The sequence below is a fragment of the Desulfococcus sp. genome, from assembly GCF_050178255.1.
Lineage (GTDB): Bacteria > Desulfobacterota > Desulfobacteria > Desulfobacterales > Desulfococcaceae > Desulfococcus > Desulfococcus multivorans.
The window spans coordinates 1-15,863 of the sequence record NZ_JBFXGG010000028.1 but is presented as its reverse complement, the minus strand read 5'-3'; the positions used below and the strand labels follow the sequence as shown (position 1 = coordinate 15,863).

Sequence of the window (15,863 nt, the reverse complement as noted above, 5' to 3'; positions counted from 1 at the left end):
CGAAGGAAGCCGGGAGACGACCTCGAACGACAGTTTTTTCCATATGGACGAAAGCAAAGCGGCAGCACAACAAGCACTCAGAAACTCATCGAAAGCAAGAAAAACGTGAACATCTATCTGAAATTCACCTTGAAATGGCTATTCCGATGCATCCTTGGCCTGATCGTCGCGGGTGTCATCATCTTTACCTGGATTCGTATCCAGCCCCCATCCCTCTCGTTTTTCGACCCTTATATCCGTGAAACCCTCCAACCGCATTCACCCGAATACACGCTAACCTACAAGGATATCCGGACGGCATGGCCCAAAGGGCGTCTGGTTCCCGGCATCAGCATCACCGATGCCCGGTACATGCTCAACGATGAAACCGTGTTGGCCCGTTTCCCAGTCATCACGGTAAGGCTGAGCCTGGCAAGCCTTTTCCTGGGTAGCGTCAAACCCATCGAAATATGGCTTTCCCGCCCGGAGGCCGACCTTTCCCACCTCGCCGGGTCGGAACGCGCGGCTTCGGCTGCGGCGGTATTGGAAACACTCAACAGCCCACAGTTTTTCAACAATCTGTTCGCGTTCGCCGAGCGGCACAAAAACTTCAAACGGCTTCACGCCGCAAACGGCCGACTCACACTTCCAGGGGAGTCGGCCCCCATCAATGTGGACCTGCCCAGCGTCGTGCTCTCTATGTTGCACGTTCAGGCCACGCCGGAGCTTATCCTGACGGCATCCTACGCCGTAAATGGTCAGGCGAGCCGTCTCCAGACCGTCATCCACGCCCCCCCTGAAAAAGGGTCCGACCCGGGAAAGGTTTCCGAAAGCAAAATCCATTTCACAAACCTCCACCCACCGATTCTGGCTGAACTCTCGCCGGATCTCGCGCCGTTGCGAGGACTGGATTTCAAGACACAGCTTGAACTGTTGTTCCGCGTCGACGCCAGCGGCAGGGTTGACAACCTCCGTTTCGAAATGGACTCCGACGCGGAAGGAACCCTATTTCATCCCGAGGTATGGGAAACGCCGGTACCCATTGAAAAATTGACGGCCAAGGGATGGCTGAAAAACGGCTTTACCCAATTGAAACTGGCAAGTCTTCACATCGAATCACGCGGAGTGACCTTCGACACCACGGGAACGGTCGACCACCTTGGGAAATTCGATGCCGTCGCCCTGGATGTGCGGGTCGACCACCTGGATCCTTCCAGGGCCCACCTATACTGGCCTTATCAGATATTCCCCGTCGCCAGAAACTGGATTCGAGATCATTTTATCGGGGGAGAGATCCACGACGCCACAGCCAAAATCCGCATCACACCGGCGGATCTCGCGGCGCCGGTCCTGCCCAAAGGCATTATCGACGTAATCGCGCCCTTCAGCGATGTCGCGATGAAATACCACGGGAAACTTTTGCCGATCACGGATGCCAAAGGCACAGCCCGATTCACGGCTCACGATATCACCATCGACGTCGCCGCCGCCCGAAACTATGACTCGCGGGCCTTAGACGGAAAAGTCGTTATCGGAAAATTCACGGCGGATCCCGTCACCATTGACATCCGCACCACAGCCAAAGGCCCCGCGGATGATCTGAGGAAGGTCATTGACGGCCTGACGGGCAATACGGGCTATCCCATTGAAATTGCGTCGGGAAAGGCCGAAACGCGCCTCTCCTTTCAATGGCCCCTGTCCCGTTTCGACAAAGAGACCTTCGACTACCACGCGGCATCAAAGATTCAGGGTTTTGAAATCCCGAATTTCCAGGGATACCGCTGGGCGCAGAAAACCCTTCTCGTATCCCTTGACCGAAATGCCGTGGCCGTAACCGGCATCGACGGAGAGCTGTCGCCGGAAACCGCCCCGGACACCGCGGTTCCCATCAAGCGCATTGAAGCCAAGGGCAAACTCAATTATGCGCCGGCCGGCATCGAGGTGAGCGCCTTTTCCACCGACTTGGGGGGTCCCGTACTCAAGTTTTCCGGCGTTGTAACGGCAGCGGATCCGTACCCCAGGATCCAACTCGAAGGCGGCATCGACGACTTGCCTTTCCAGATCCTTCATCAATACTGGCCCCGGCGTTTTTCAGGCGGTCTGCAAAAATGGCTTCAGACCCGTGTTTCAGACGGAAACATCCACCATGCCGATGTCAGAATCGATCTTGACCCCGCTATGTCGTCCCTTGAGCGGCTGCCGGCGACGGCCGTTGCCGTGGAGGGGAAATTCAGCGGCCTCCGGATCGATTATTTTCCCCCCTTGCCCGCCATAGACAAAGGGGAGGGACTCTTCACGCTGTCACCCGACACCGCCCAGGTACGATTCGACAAGGGGTCGGTGGGTCAGTCAAAAATCGCCGCAACCCGGATCGATATCACCGGCATCCAAAACGGCGAACCTGAGATCGACATCCTTGCCGAGATCGAGGGTCCCGCCTCCGATCTGGTTGAAGCGGCCCGGAGCATACCGGGAGGGGCGCCCATGACGATGGATCTTCCGCCGCTGGTAGGCGCCGCCGCTGCAACCCGTATCCATGTAAAAGGCCCGATGGATGCAGAGGATGGGCTAAAAGACGTGCATTACACCATTGCCTCGAAGATCGCGCAGATCACCGTAAAGGAATTTCTCGGGCTCCACCTGACCAACGGAACAGCCGCCGTAAGCTTTGAAAACGACCGTTTCTCCGTGGAGGGAGAAATCTGGAGCGGACAGACCCCCGTCTCGGTCCGATGGGAAAAAAACGCCGAAGCCCGGGAAACCGTCCATCTATCGGCAGTCGTGGCTTCCGAAAACCACAAGGACATACGCCTGCCGAATCTCCCCTTTTTGAAAGGGACGATACAAACGGATGTGAACCTGACCTTGACGGAGGACGGCATTGAAGTGGCACCCCGAATCGATTTTACCCAAACCGCCATCGATCTCAGACGGTGGGGGTGGATCAAGCCTGTGGGCACTTCCGCCGTCCTTAAAGGCCGAAGCACGCTGACCGACGGGAATATCCTCACCGTGTCCGAACTCATCCTATCGGGGAAAAAACTGGATATTCAAGGCAGCGGAAAAGCGACATTCGGCACTTCGACAACCGTTGATGTTAAACTTGATCCATTGAATGTGGGAAACCATCAATTATTCGGAGAGTTGACCTTCGACGAAAAAAAAGGTTTCCAGGTGAACCTGACCGGCTCCGGATTCGATGCCGCCGGACTTCTCAAAATGGGGAAATCTTCTCCGCCGGCTGATCCATCCACCCAGCCGTCGCAGGATAAGAAAACGCGACCTGAAACCGTCATTACTTTCGATATCGACAAGGTTTTTCTGGCCAACGGCGTCATCCTGAACCGGCCCAAAGGCAGGATCGTCTGGAATGGGGAAAAAATTCATTCGGTGCTCATCGACGGCACCTTCAGGGAGGAGGCGCCCCTGCATATCGCCGTGACCCGGAAAACGAATCCGGAACAAATCCTCATTCAAACCTCGGATGCCGGTACCCTCCTTAAGGGAATTGATGTCTACGGGAATATTCGGGGCGGCGCCCTGGTCTTCGACGGTCAATCCGAAAACCTTCTGCCGACCCGAAAACGCGTGTCGGGAAGCATAAAAATAAAGGATTTTCTGGTGGTTAACGCTCCGGGTCTGGTCAAGGTGCTTTCCATGGCATCCTTCGTGGGAGCTCTTGGGCAACTCCAGAGCGGCGGTATCCATTTCGGTACTCTCGATGGAAACCTGACCTTTGAGAACAACATCATCACCCTTGACGGCGGTCGGATGGAAGGTATCTCCCTCGCCATGACCGCCGAAGGCAGCTATGACGTTGAAAAACGGATGTCCGACATCAAAGGCATCGTGATCCCGGTCAACATCCTCAACCAAGTGGTCGACATGATACCGATTTTAGGAAAACTGATCGTCGGACAGGGCATCATCGCGACGGATTACACCATCAAGGGTCCTATGGACAACCCGGAGGTCAGCATCCATCCCCTCACCACCCTGTCCGTGGGATTCCTCCGAGACGTCTTCAAGGGGTTCGATTTCAAAGCCCCGGGAAACGCAGACGGAACGAATGCGGTTTCTCCCGGGAAGAAGGAGGGAACACCCTCCAGGTGACAAGGAATCAGGAGTGAGATGACATGAGCCGATACCTGATGATCGACATCGGCGCCGGAACCATGGACGTCCTTTATTATGACGATGTTGCGGATCTCCACTACAAAGCGGTGGTGAAATCACCGGCTCGGCTGATAACGGAAACCGTTGCGGACACCAACGGCAACCTGGCAATCACCGGATGCGAAATGGGAGGGAGTCCTCTGTCTGCTGTTCTGAAGGAGCGGGCCAAAACCGCGCGTGTAGTGATGACCCATGCGGCTGCAGCGACGGTTCATCACGACCCTTCGCGAGTGACGGCTTCGGGCATCGAGATTTCAGACGAGCGGAAGGTATCCACTCTTCAACGGCAGCCGGATTTCACGTCGTTGGTTCTGGCGGATCTGGACCGCGATCGGCTCGAAGGAATTGTAGCCGGCTTTGGCGTTCCTTTCGCCTTCGACTGTGTGGCCGTCTGCGCCCAGGATCACGGCGTTGCACCCTCCGGCGTCTCCCATCTGGATTACCGGCACCGGCTGTTCACGGCGGACCTGGAACAAACCCCCTATCCCCATGCGCTACTCTACCGAAGCGATGAAATTCCCGCCGCCATGAACCGCCTTCAATCCATCGCCCGAAGTGCCGCACACCTGACGACAACGGAAATCTACGTGATGGACAGCGGCATGGCGGCGATCCTCGGCGCCTCCATGGATCATTGCTGTAGAAACCTCAAGACCATCCTGGTGCTGGATATCGCCACCTCGCACACCGTCGGCGCCATAATCGACGCCGGCCAACTGGCCGCCTTTTTCGAGTACCACACCCACGCCGTGACCGGCGATCGCATCACCACTCTGCTGCGGGATCTGGCCGACGGGCGTCTTACCCATGACGCAATTCTCGCGGAAGGGGGCCACGGGGCCTACACCCGCCGGATCGTGGGGTTTGCGGCCGTCGAGATTATCCTGGCGACGGGTCCCAAACGCCGTCTGATCCGCTCTTCCCCTCTTCCGGTGGTGATGGGCGCACCCTGGGGCGACAACATGATGACCGGGACGGTGGGGCTTCTCGAGGCGGTACGACGACGTAAAGGGTTTTCCGCCATGACCTATGTTTGATCTTCGAGCCCCTATCCGGCCAGAGCGGTCCGAATGCGGGTCATGGCCTGTTCGACGTTCCGGCGGCTGTTAAATGCGCTGAGGCGGATATAGCCCTGGCCGCACCTTCCGAATCCGGCGCCGGGTGTGCAGACCACACCGGCCTTGTTGAGCAGAAAATCGAAAAACGCCCAGGAGTCCTGACGACCATCCACCCAGATATAGGGCGAATTCTCCCCCCCCGCACACGAGAATCCCAAGGCTTCCATCTCTCGTCGGATCAATGTCGCATTTTCCATGTATCCATCGATCAACGCTCGGGTCTGCATCCGCCCCGCCTCACTGTAAACTGCCGCGGCGGCCTTCTGGACCGGATAGGAAACGCCGTTGAACTTGGTGCCGTGGCGTCTGTTCCACAGGGCGTGCACCGCATGCGGCTCGCCGGTTTCGTCGTATGCCATGCAGATTTTAGGCACCACGGTATAGGCACATCGGGTGCCCGTGAATCCCGCAGTCTTGGAGAAACTGCGAAATTCGACGGCCACTTCCCGGGCACCCTCGATCTCGTAAATGGAGCGGGGCAGCCCGGGGTCCCGGATAAACGACTCGTAGGCGGCATCGTATAAAATCAAAGCCCGATTCTCGCGGGCGTAGTCTACCCAGACCTTGAGTTGCTCCCGCGTAATGACGGCGCCCGTCGGGTTGTTGGGGTAACAGAGGTAGATCAGGTCAACGGGTTCAGAGGGAAGTTCGGGAATGAATCGGTTCTCCCGGGTGCTCTCGAGGTAGACCAACCCTTCGTAACGACCGTCTTTGGCCCTCCCCGTACGGCCGGCCATGACGTTGGTATCCACGTAGACCGGGTAGACGGGGTCCGGGACGGCAATCCGGATATCCTGGGCGAAAATTTCCTGTATGTTGCCGTTGTCGCATTTGGCGCCGTCACTGACGAAGATTTCATCCGCCGTAATCTCGGCGCCTCGCGCCTTGAAATCGTATTGGGCAATCTTTTCGCGAAGGAAGGCATATCCCTGCTCGGGACCGTACCCTCTGAAGGTTTCGGCGTTCGCCATTTCCTCGACGCCCTCATGGAAGGCTTGGATACAGGCCGGCGGCAGCGGTTGGGTCACGTCGCCGATGCCCATCTTGATGACGTCCTTGTCAGGATGAGCCGTCTGAAAAGCCTGAACCCTGCGGGCGATGTCGATGAACAGATAGGATGACTGAAGCTTCAGATAATTCTCGTTGATTTTGATCATAGCCGTCTCTTCCTTGATGAATCCGATTGATATTTCGAACAATTTCCGACGAAAACCCCTTATCTGAAAACAATGCTCCCGTCAATCGGTAAGGACCTTCCACCCTGGATTGAAGGCGATCTGAGCGACCCGTTTGACAAGATCTCCTTTTGTCGGTAATGATAACATTCATTGTCAGTTCCAGCTCAGACTTTCGTGATGCTGGTTGGAAAGGGATTCATAACTGGAACCTATCCGCGAACCCCAAAGGACGCTGTCATGGATCACGAATCCGGCATCCGATTCCCCAATTCATCTCCTGAAAAGATCTTACGCACCCGTTTCGGCTACTCGGCGTTTCGGGAACACCAGGAAGCGATCATTCGCCATATTATCCGGGGTGAAGATGCCTTCGTGCTGATGCCCACCGGTAGCGGCAAGTCTTTATGTTATCAGATTCCAGCCATGATTCGGCCGGGTGTCGGGGTGGTCGTCTCGCCCCTCATCGCCCTGATGCAAGACCAGACCGATGCGCTTCGCCAGAACGGCATCCAGGCGGCGTTTATCAATTCGACCCTGAGCCGTGATCAGATCCGCAACGTCGAAGCGGAAGCAATCTCCGGAAGGATCGATCTGCTCTACGTGGCCCCCGAACGGCTGACAACGCCCGCCTTCCTGTCGTTTCTGAGTCGCGTTCCGATATCGCTGTTCGCCATCGACGAGGCCCATTGCATCTCTCAGTGGGGCCACGATTTCCGGCCCGAATACCTGAAACTTTCCCTGCTTTCAGATCAGTTTCCAGGAGTTCCTCGAATCGCCCTGACCGCCACCGCGGATCCCGTCACCCGAAAGGAGATTATCGCAAAGCTGAATCTCGAAAAGGCTCGAAACTTCATCTCCAGCTTTGATCGACCCAACATCCTGTACCGAACGGAACCGCGACAATCGGGACTCCGGCAGTTGGTCGCTTTCCTCAAATCCAAACACGAGGGGAATTCAGGCATCATCTATTGTTTGAGCCGCCGTCAGGCTGAATCGACAGCCGCAAAGCTCCGCGACATGGGGTTCACCGCCCTTCCCTACCATGCCGGCATGGACGACGGTACGCGCCTGTCGAACCAACGGCGATTCCTGCGGGAAGACGGTGTCGTCGTCGCGGCCACCGTGGCCTTCGGCATGGGCATCGACAAACCCGATGTCCGGTTCGTGATTCATCTGGGCATGCCCCGGACACTCGAAGCGTATTATCAGGAAACGGGCCGCGCCGGACGCGACGGAGAACCGGCCGATGCGTTGCTGCTATACGGTCTTTCGGACGTGACGGCCATACGCCGGATGATCAGCGAATCGTCGGGAAGCGAACAGTTCAAACGAATTCTTTTTCGGAAGGGGGAGGCCGTTCTCAGCTACGCCGAAACGGTCCAGTGCCGCAGGCAGATGCTCCTCGCTTATTTCGGCGAAACCCTGAAGTCCCCCTGCGGTAATTGCGATGTCTGCCTCGGGAATGTCGAGACCTGGGACGGGACCCTGGCGGCCCGGAAGGCGCTCTCGTGCGTTTACCGCACCGGTCAGCGGTTCGGCGCCGAACACCTCGTCAATGTATTGCTCGGCCGGGATACAGAAAAAGTGCAGCGTTTCGGCCATAACCGGGTCTCCACTTTCGGCATCGGCACGGCGCTTTCCCGAAATGAATGGAAATCCGTCTTCCGCCAACTGGCGGCGGCGGGATACCTCTCCACAGATCCGGAGGGTGGGGGGTTCTTCCTCGCGCCCGAGAGCCGCGCCGTGTTGGTCGGTGAAGCGCACATCCGCTTCAGGAAAGACGTCGCGTCGATTCAGGAAAGACCGGAGACACCGAAACGAAAAGCCGGCCCCCCCGCCTTCAAGGACCCTGGGGACATCACGCTGTGGGAAAGTCTCCGGACCCTTCGCCTGGACACTGCCCGGGCCGCCGGTGTCCCTCCTTACGTGGTATTTCATGACGCCACCCTTCGGGAAATGATCCAACTCCAGCCCACCTCCACCGAGGAATTGAGGACGATTTTCGGCGTGGGCGAAGCAAAACTGGAACGTTACGGTGAACCGTTTTTGGCGACCATCCGAGCCCATGTGGCGATCCACGGACGAAGCATCCGGGAATCCGCGCCGGAAACGGGCGGGCGCCGGCCGGACAAGCCGCTGCCGGATGCGCTTTCAGCGACTGTCGCGGAAACCCTGACCCTGTTCGATCAGGGATGCTCGCCCGAGGAGATCGCCCGCAAGCGAAAGTTGACCCCGATGACCATCTTCGGGCATCTTGCCGCGCTCATCGAAGCCGGCCGCCTGTCCACCGACGAAGTCGTCCCCCTGCCCCTGAAGGAGCAGCAAAACATCGAATCGGTCATCAGATCTCTCCCCGAGGACCAGGCCCATCTGTTGAAGCCCGTCTACGAGAAATTCGACGGGAAACATTCTTATGATCTCCTGAAGTGTATCCGAGCGGGTCTCCTTGCCGGCCGGCACCAATCGGACGATTGAAAATGTCGTCGTTTTGGGTGCAACGGCCGAGGGACGTGATACAACCCGCGCCAGGGATGAAACACCGTCGGATAACGTCGCCTGTGAAGGTCACGAAAGCGCTTTTGCACTGAGGAAGTCTCATGAAAAAGATTTATGAAAAGCTCGGCGCGTTCTACCTCGGCCGAATCTATGACCCAAAGGATCAGTGCTGCCGGCAGGACCTGATGCTTTATGACGCCAAGGATCTTACCACCCATGCCGTCATCATCGGCATGACCGGGAGCGGCAAAACCGGCTTGGGTATCGGGCTCATCGAAGAAGCGCTCATCGACGGCATACCGGTCATCGCCATCGATCCCAAGGGAGATCTTCCCAATCTTTTGCTTCGTTTCCCAGACCTGAATGCGGAGGCCTTCCAGCCATGGATTTCTCTCGAGGACGCGGCTCGTCAAGGAATAGCGCCGGAGGCCTATGCCGCGCAGCAAGCTGAAACCTGGCGGGCGGGCCTGGCGGAATGGGACCAGGAACCCGAGCGGATCGCACGCCTTCGGGCCGCCGCCGACATTGCCGTCTACACCCCGGGCAGCACCGCCGGTCGACCGGTGAGCCTTCTGCACGAATTCGCCCCGCCCCCCGCCGGAGCGGCGGCAGACAGTGACTTTCTTCAGGAAGTGATCGCTTCCACCGTAACAGGCCTTCTGGCGCTTTTGGGCATCGATGCGAATCCCATATCGAGCCGGGAACATATTCTCCTCGCCAACATATTCGAAAACGCCTGGGCGGAGGACCGCACCCTCGACCTGGCCGGACTGATTCAAACCGTCCAATTCCCCCCATTCAATCGCATCGGCGTCATGGCCCTCGAGGCCTTTTTTCCTGAAAAGGATCGTTTCGCACTGGCCATGCGCCTCAACAACCTCCTGGCGGTTTCCGGCTTCGCGGCATGGATGGAAGGGCCGCCCCTGGATATCCCTCGTTTTCTTTACACCGACCAGGGCACTCCCCGGGCATCGATCTTCACCATCAGTCATCTGACGGAAAGCCGGCGCATGTTCTTCGTAACCTTGCTGTTGAACCGGATTATAGGATGGATCCGCTCCCAGCCGGGAACGACGAGCCTCAGGGCCATTCTCTACATGGATGAAATTTTCGGATATTTTCCGCCGGTAAGCAATCCGCCGTCCAAAAAGCCCCTCCTCAACCTGCTCAAGCAAGCCCGGGCCTTCGGACTCGGTGTCGTCCTCTCGACCCAGAATCCCGTGGATCTCGACTACAAGGGGCTCGCCAACATGGGCACCTGGTTCATCGGACGGCTTCAAACCGAACAGGACAGAGCCCGCGTGCTGGCAGGCCTGGACAGCGCCGCGGCCGTAACCGGATTCGACCGGGACCGGATGGATGGGATCCTGTCGCGCCTCGGCAAAAGGGTCTTTCTCCTCCATAACGTCCACGAAACCCGCCCGGTCATCTTCCAGACCCGCTGGACACTCTCCTATCTGAGCGGCCCCATGACGCGGGACCAGATCCGTCGGCTCACCGGCCCGGTTCCCGAAACAATACCTGAACCCATCTCGACAACGGGATCGCCTCCGCCGGCATTGCCGTCGAGAACCGCTATCCCGCCTTTGCCGCCGCCTGGGATTGATACCTATTACCTCCCCGCCTCAGGTGCGGGTGCGGGAGACCAATACCTCCCCGGCCTCATCGGCCGGATGAGCATCCATTACCGCCACCTCCGGTATGGCGTCGACCTGATCCAATCGGTAACCCTGTTCGCTCAATTCCAAAACGGCCCCGTCCCTCTTGACTGGGGCAGTGCCGTTCCGGTGGCATCTGCAGCCCTCGGCACTGTTCCGCCGGATCATGCCGAATACGCCGAACTCCCTCCCGCGGCGCACAAAACGGCCGCCTATGATAAATGGCGCAAAGACCTGTTGCGATGGGTTCGCCTTAACCGTCCCCTCACGATCTACCAGGCAACGGCGCTCAAGCTGACGAGCCGGCCGGGGGAATCTGAGAGCGCCTTCCGGATACGCGTCTCCCTGGCGGAACGGGAGGCTCGGGATACGGCGATCGAAAAACTGCGTCGAAAATACGCCGACAGGTTTGCCCGTCTCCAGGACCGGCTCATGCTGGCTGAGCAGGCCGTCGAACGGGAACGGGATCAGGTTCGCTCCCAAGGTCTTCAATCGGCCGTTTCTTTCGGTGGCGCCATCCTGGGGGCCTTTCTGGGACGAAAGGTCGCAAGCGCCGCGTCGGCCTCCCGAATGGGCACCGCCGTCAAATCCGCCGGTCGGATCCATAAGGAAAAGAAGGATGTGGATCGTGCCGTTGAACGGGCCAATGCCGTGCGGGACAAGATAGCGGCGTTGGACCTTCAGTTTCGAGACGATATCGACGCCGTTGAGAAACGTTTTTCGCCCAGGACCACCCTGCTGGAAACGGTCGCCATCGCCCCTAAACGCAACGATATCACTCTCGATATCTTCGGTCTGGCCTGGCTGGCCTGTCGACAACCTCGGAACCGGTGATTCTCGCAGCCGTCATTCGTAACGGCACGCCAGCGGCCGTCTGTTCGCCGCTTAAACGGTTACAGGATTTTTTCACAACGCCCATTGCTTAACTTATAGGCATTTATAATTATTGACAAAAAATGTTTTTCTCTTTATTTACTGCCCAGGATTTCTCAATACGAAAAACCGGTTGCCGATAAGAAGTTCGACTCTTTGTTTGAAACGTCCAGCGTCCATTTTTGTTCGGGAGGATTGAATGTTGTTATCCAGGAAATATCCGGTTCAATACTTCATAAATTTCAAATTATTGAGAAGTATTATATTGATCATTACATGCATCTTTGCGGCAAGTTCCGCTGATGCACTCGTCAGAATCATGCCTCTGGGAGATTCCATTACCTACGGCATGTATACGTCTCCGGATCCAAGAACAGAGGACTATATCACCGGATACCGCCAACCGCTTTATATCGGTCTCACCGAACTCGGTTATGATGTGGATTTCGTGGGCAACCGTTTGTCGGGCAGTCTTGCGGAACCTGATTTTGACGTCAATCACGAAGGTTATGGCGGAATCTGTGCTTCAAAGGTAGCGGATGATGTATATTCCCAGTTGGTGCAAAACCCAGCCGATATCGTACTCCTGCATATCGGGACAAACTGCCTGACCACCGACACGGAAGAGGTGGAACGTATCCTGGATAACATTTATCTTTACGATATCGACATCACGGTATTTCTCGCATTGATCATCGACCGGGTGCCGCATAGCCCGGACACCTCGGCATATAACCTGAATCTTCAGGCGATGGCGTCGCAGAGAAAAGCCGACGGGGACAGCATCGTCGTTGTGGATATGGAGCATGCGCTCAATTATTCGGACGATATGGCGGACTGGCTCCATCCCAATGACGATGGATACGGCAAGATGGCTGATGCCTGGCAAAATGCCCTTGTGGATTTTTTGGGAGCCGTTGTCCCTGATCCACCGCCGCCGCCCATCGTTTCACCGTCTGTATTCGATGAAATTGTCGTTTTCGGCGACAGCCTGTCGGATAACGGCAATCTTTTCCTGATTGAAAACCAACTCCATCCTGACCCCGCCCTTTATTACCAGGGCCGTTTCTCCAACGGTCCGGTGTGGGTCGAATACCTGGCCGATTTGACACACATGAATGCACCCCTGGATGACCGGGCTCTCGGTGGGGCTCAAAGCGACGGACTGGTGCCGCCGGGTCTGATCGAACAGGTAACCTCGTATACCGCGGCCAAAGCTCTCCCGCTTTCCCATGATTCACTGTTCATCATATGGATTGGCGGCAATGATTTTTTGAACGGCAACGGCGACTTTCAGAATGCGGTGGACAACATCAACAGAGCCATGGAACGCCTGGCGGCATTGGAGGCGCAGCATATTCTGCTGTTGAACCTGCCTGACCTGGGCGCCATCCCCGACACCCTGGGCACGTCGGACGCCACGCCGGCGACTGCGTTTTCCCTCAATTTCAATGCCGAACTGGTCAAAATGATTGACCGCTTCAGTATCGATCACCCGGAGGTGACCCTCTATGAATTCGATGTTTTCTCTTTTTTTGCGGCGGTCCAAAAGGATCCTGCCGCCTTTGGATTCAGCAACGTGACCGAACCGTCGCCTAATTTTCAAATCGAAAACAATTTTGACGGCGCCGGACATCTGTTTTGGGATGACCGGCATCCGACCACCGCAATGCACGCGCTGCTCGCCGATCGGGTGTCGGCAAATCTGGATGCACACGTTCCGCCATCCTCGAATCCGGACGAAAACGACGATGGCGATCCGGTACCGCCGCCCCCCACGGATTCGGATCAGGAAGACGATGGCGGGGGATCGACATGTTTCATCAGTTCATCCCTGTGGTGAATCCTCAGACAGACCACAGGCTCCGGACATTCATCATTTGTACATCTCAACTTTCGGGATTCATGGGCCCGTACCTTCCCGGCACCTCTTTCCGGTCGCCGTCATGTGAACGTCGAAAGTTGAGTGTAGATCATTGCGGTTCAGATCGAACGCCCGTCTCCAAAGTCGGCGCCTCTCCTCGAAGAATCGGGCCAAGAGCGTTTTCAGCGAAATGCGCGATCCCGGTCTTGTTGAAGTGCATGTGATCGTAGAAAAAACGCCGATCCTGCATCGCCGTTGCAAGATTCACGTAACCGACGTGGCCTCCCCCGGCTGCAGCCGCCGAAAGCTTCCGGTCCACGGCTTTCAGTCCTGGAAAATCGGGAATCAGAAGGGGCAGCATCACGTAGGTGATCCGGCTTCCGTTTTTCAGGGCCATGGCGTTGATCCGGTCGACGAAACGGCTGTAGCGTTCGAAATTCCCCTTGCCGTAACGTTCTAAATAGTGCTGCCGGGCCTCTTCCAGTTTCGTGCGGTCGATTCTCCTCAATGTCCCCTTGGTGAGCCCTGGGCCGGCGTAACGTGAGATTCCCGCCCAGTCGTCCACCGCGATCATCTGCAGGTAGGAAAAAATCCGATCCGGGGGGTATCGGTCCAGAATCAGCTTCCAGAGAATCGAGAGTTCGAAGGGTTCGTCGCGAAGAAAAAAATCGTTGTGTTCGTTATTGATGGCGGAGAAGAAGACCCAGGGATCCACGAGGTAGAGAATGTGGTCAACGGTGTTTCCTCTGCTGTAGAAGTGAGAAAGGTGCAGTTCGGCGGGCATGAGTCCGCCCCCGCCGCCCTTGGAGAGGTTGATGACCCGCTCGCCCAGGATCGCCTCGAGCATCCGGTGATGACCGTCCCTGGAAAGCACCCGGCCTCTGGAGGTTCCCAGAATGGCGACGCCGTAATGCTGATTTTCACCCATCACGAGGAGATTCGACTCGGTGACGTCGATGTCCAGGCGGACGTCGCGCTGCCGCCCGGAGAAGAAAAGGAGAATGCCGGTCAGGATCGCGGCGTTGAGAAGGCTGAAGACCAGCACTTTGATAAAAAATTTTCTTGCCTGCATCATCAATCCGAGGTTTCATCAGAACTGGAAGTAAATAAACTCTTGCTGCACGCCGAAAATTCCCGATATCATGACCGCCCAGAGCACCGTCGTATAGATCGACCATCGAACGACGACAGGCAGTCGGGTCAAGGCGGTCTGGATCCCCGTGCGACGGTCGACCGCATCCACCGCAAAGAGGATGAGCACCAGCAGCACCGACCGAAAAAATGAGGTCAATCCGACCACCTCAACCCCAAGGTTTTCCAGATCTATCAGAAATATCTTCCCGATAACGGCAAAGGCGTCACCCACCGTGTTGGCTCGGAAGAAGATCCAGGCAAAGCAGACCATCGCAAAGGTAAGACTCGCCCGGACGGCTCGATTCATGAGGGCCCCCTCGCCGGGAAACCAACGATTCGCCAGGCGTGTCTGAAAAAATCCGGTCAGGTTCTCCAGGATCAGGTAGATGCCGTGAAGGGCACCCCAGATAACAAAAGTCCAGTTGGCCCCATGCCAGAGTCCGCTCAGCAGGAAGGTCACGAAGAGATTGGCATACCAGCGCTCCGTCGAAGCCCGTTTGCCGCCCAAAGGGATGTAGACATAGTCCCGGAACCAGGTCGAAAGGGAAATATGCCAGCGTTGCCAGAACTCCCGGATCGACTTGGAAAAGTAAGGCCGCCGAAAGTTTTCCATGAGATCGTAGCCCATGATCCTTGCAGCCCCCCGGGCCATGTCGGTGTAGCCCGAGAAATCGCAATAGATCTGCACGGCAAAGAAAAATGTGGCCGTCATGAGGGGCAGGCCCTGGTAGTCATCCACATGGTTGTATACACGATTGACATAGACCGCCAGATGATCGGCCACCGCCACCTTCTTGAAAAGCCCCCAAAGCATGAGACGCAGGCCGCCCACCACCCGATCATAGTTGAATGCGTATCGTTCCCGGAATTGGGGCAGAAGATGATGGGTACGCTCGATAGGGCCGGCCACCAACTGGGGCCAGAATGCGACATAAAGCGCATAAATTCCCAGATGTCGTTCAGCCGGAATCCGCCCTCTGTAAACATCGATGGTGTAGCTCAGGGTCTGAAAGGTGTAGAAAGAAATCCCCACCGGCAACAGCACATGGAAGAGGGGCGCCTCATAGAAAATGTTCCATGTCTGTAGGACCCCGGTCACGGACCGACTCAGAAAATTGAAGTACTTGTAGAAAAAGAGAATGCCAAGGTTACAGAAGAGGCTGAGCCACAGGTATTTCCGACGCCCGCGCCGATCGGGAATCTTCGACATTCGGAGACCGGCAACGTAGTCGACGGCGGTGGAAAACATGATGAGAAGGACGTATTCGACCTTCCAGCACATATAAAAATAGTAACTCGCCGCCAACAGCATCATCCAGCGGAAGCGATGGGGGATCGCGAAATAGAGGCCGACAACGACGATAAAGAAGACGGCAAACTGAAGAGA

The 15,863-nt window shown here is 56.8% G+C and carries 8 protein-coding genes; 5 read left to right on the top strand and 3 right to left on the bottom strand.

Annotation, left to right across the window (positions count from 1 at the left end):
* Nucleotides 1-105 precede the first annotated feature (105 nt).
* Together AB7S84_RS07640 and AB7S84_RS07635 are read left to right on the top strand one after the other, a co-directional pair.
* Nucleotides 106-4,092: an AsmA-like C-terminal domain-containing protein gene (locus tag AB7S84_RS07640; protein WP_020876495.1), complete on the top strand. Its 3,987-nt coding sequence runs from the start codon at nucleotides 106-108 to the stop codon at nucleotides 4,090-4,092.
* Nucleotides 4,093-4,115: 23 nt separating this feature from the next.
* Nucleotides 4,116-5,192, top strand: a complete 1,077-nt coding sequence (locus AB7S84_RS07635; RefSeq protein WP_020876496.1) for a DUF1786 family protein — start codon at nucleotides 4,116-4,118, stop codon at nucleotides 5,190-5,192.
* 11 nt (nucleotides 5,193-5,203) lie between these two features.
* Here AB7S84_RS07635 and AB7S84_RS07630 read toward each other — a convergent pair whose 3' ends face one another.
* On the bottom strand, nucleotides 5,204-6,430 hold the full coding sequence (locus tag AB7S84_RS07630; protein WP_020876497.1) for an LL-diaminopimelate aminotransferase: 1,227 nt from the start codon (nucleotides 6,428-6,430) through the stop codon (nucleotides 5,204-5,206).
* Between the two features lie 258 nt (nucleotides 6,431-6,688).
* Here AB7S84_RS07630 and recQ point away from each other — a divergent pair, with 258 nt between their 5' ends.
* The 3 genes from recQ to AB7S84_RS07615 all read left to right on the top strand — a co-directional run bounded on the left by recQ (nucleotide 6,689) and on the right by AB7S84_RS07615 (nucleotide 13,321).
* Complete coding sequence (gene recQ / locus AB7S84_RS07625) at nucleotides 6,689-8,926, top strand: DNA helicase RecQ (RefSeq protein WP_020876498.1); 2,238 nt, start codon at nucleotides 6,689-6,691, stop codon at nucleotides 8,924-8,926.
* Between the two features lie 122 nt (nucleotides 8,927-9,048).
* Nucleotides 9,049-11,439: a helicase HerA domain-containing protein gene (locus AB7S84_RS07620; protein WP_020876499.1), complete on the top strand. Its 2,391-nt coding sequence runs from the start codon at nucleotides 9,049-9,051 to the stop codon at nucleotides 11,437-11,439.
* Between the two features lie 304 nt (nucleotides 11,440-11,743).
* Complete coding sequence (locus tag AB7S84_RS07615; RefSeq protein WP_159449718.1) at nucleotides 11,744-13,321, top strand: SGNH/GDSL hydrolase family protein; 1,578 nt, start codon at nucleotides 11,744-11,746, stop codon at nucleotides 13,319-13,321.
* Nucleotides 13,322-13,451: 130 nt separating this feature from the next.
* On the opposite strand, the gene AB7S84_RS07610 is transcribed toward AB7S84_RS07615, so the two are convergent.
* On the bottom strand, nucleotides 13,452-14,417 hold the full coding sequence (locus AB7S84_RS07610; RefSeq protein WP_236610082.1) for a hypothetical protein: 966 nt from the start codon (nucleotides 14,415-14,417) through the stop codon (nucleotides 13,452-13,454).
* Between the two features lie 15 nt (nucleotides 14,418-14,432).
* Nucleotides 14,433-15,863: MBOAT family O-acyltransferase (locus tag AB7S84_RS07605; protein WP_428153740.1), on the bottom strand; the 1,431-nt coding region annotated here is incomplete at its 5' end.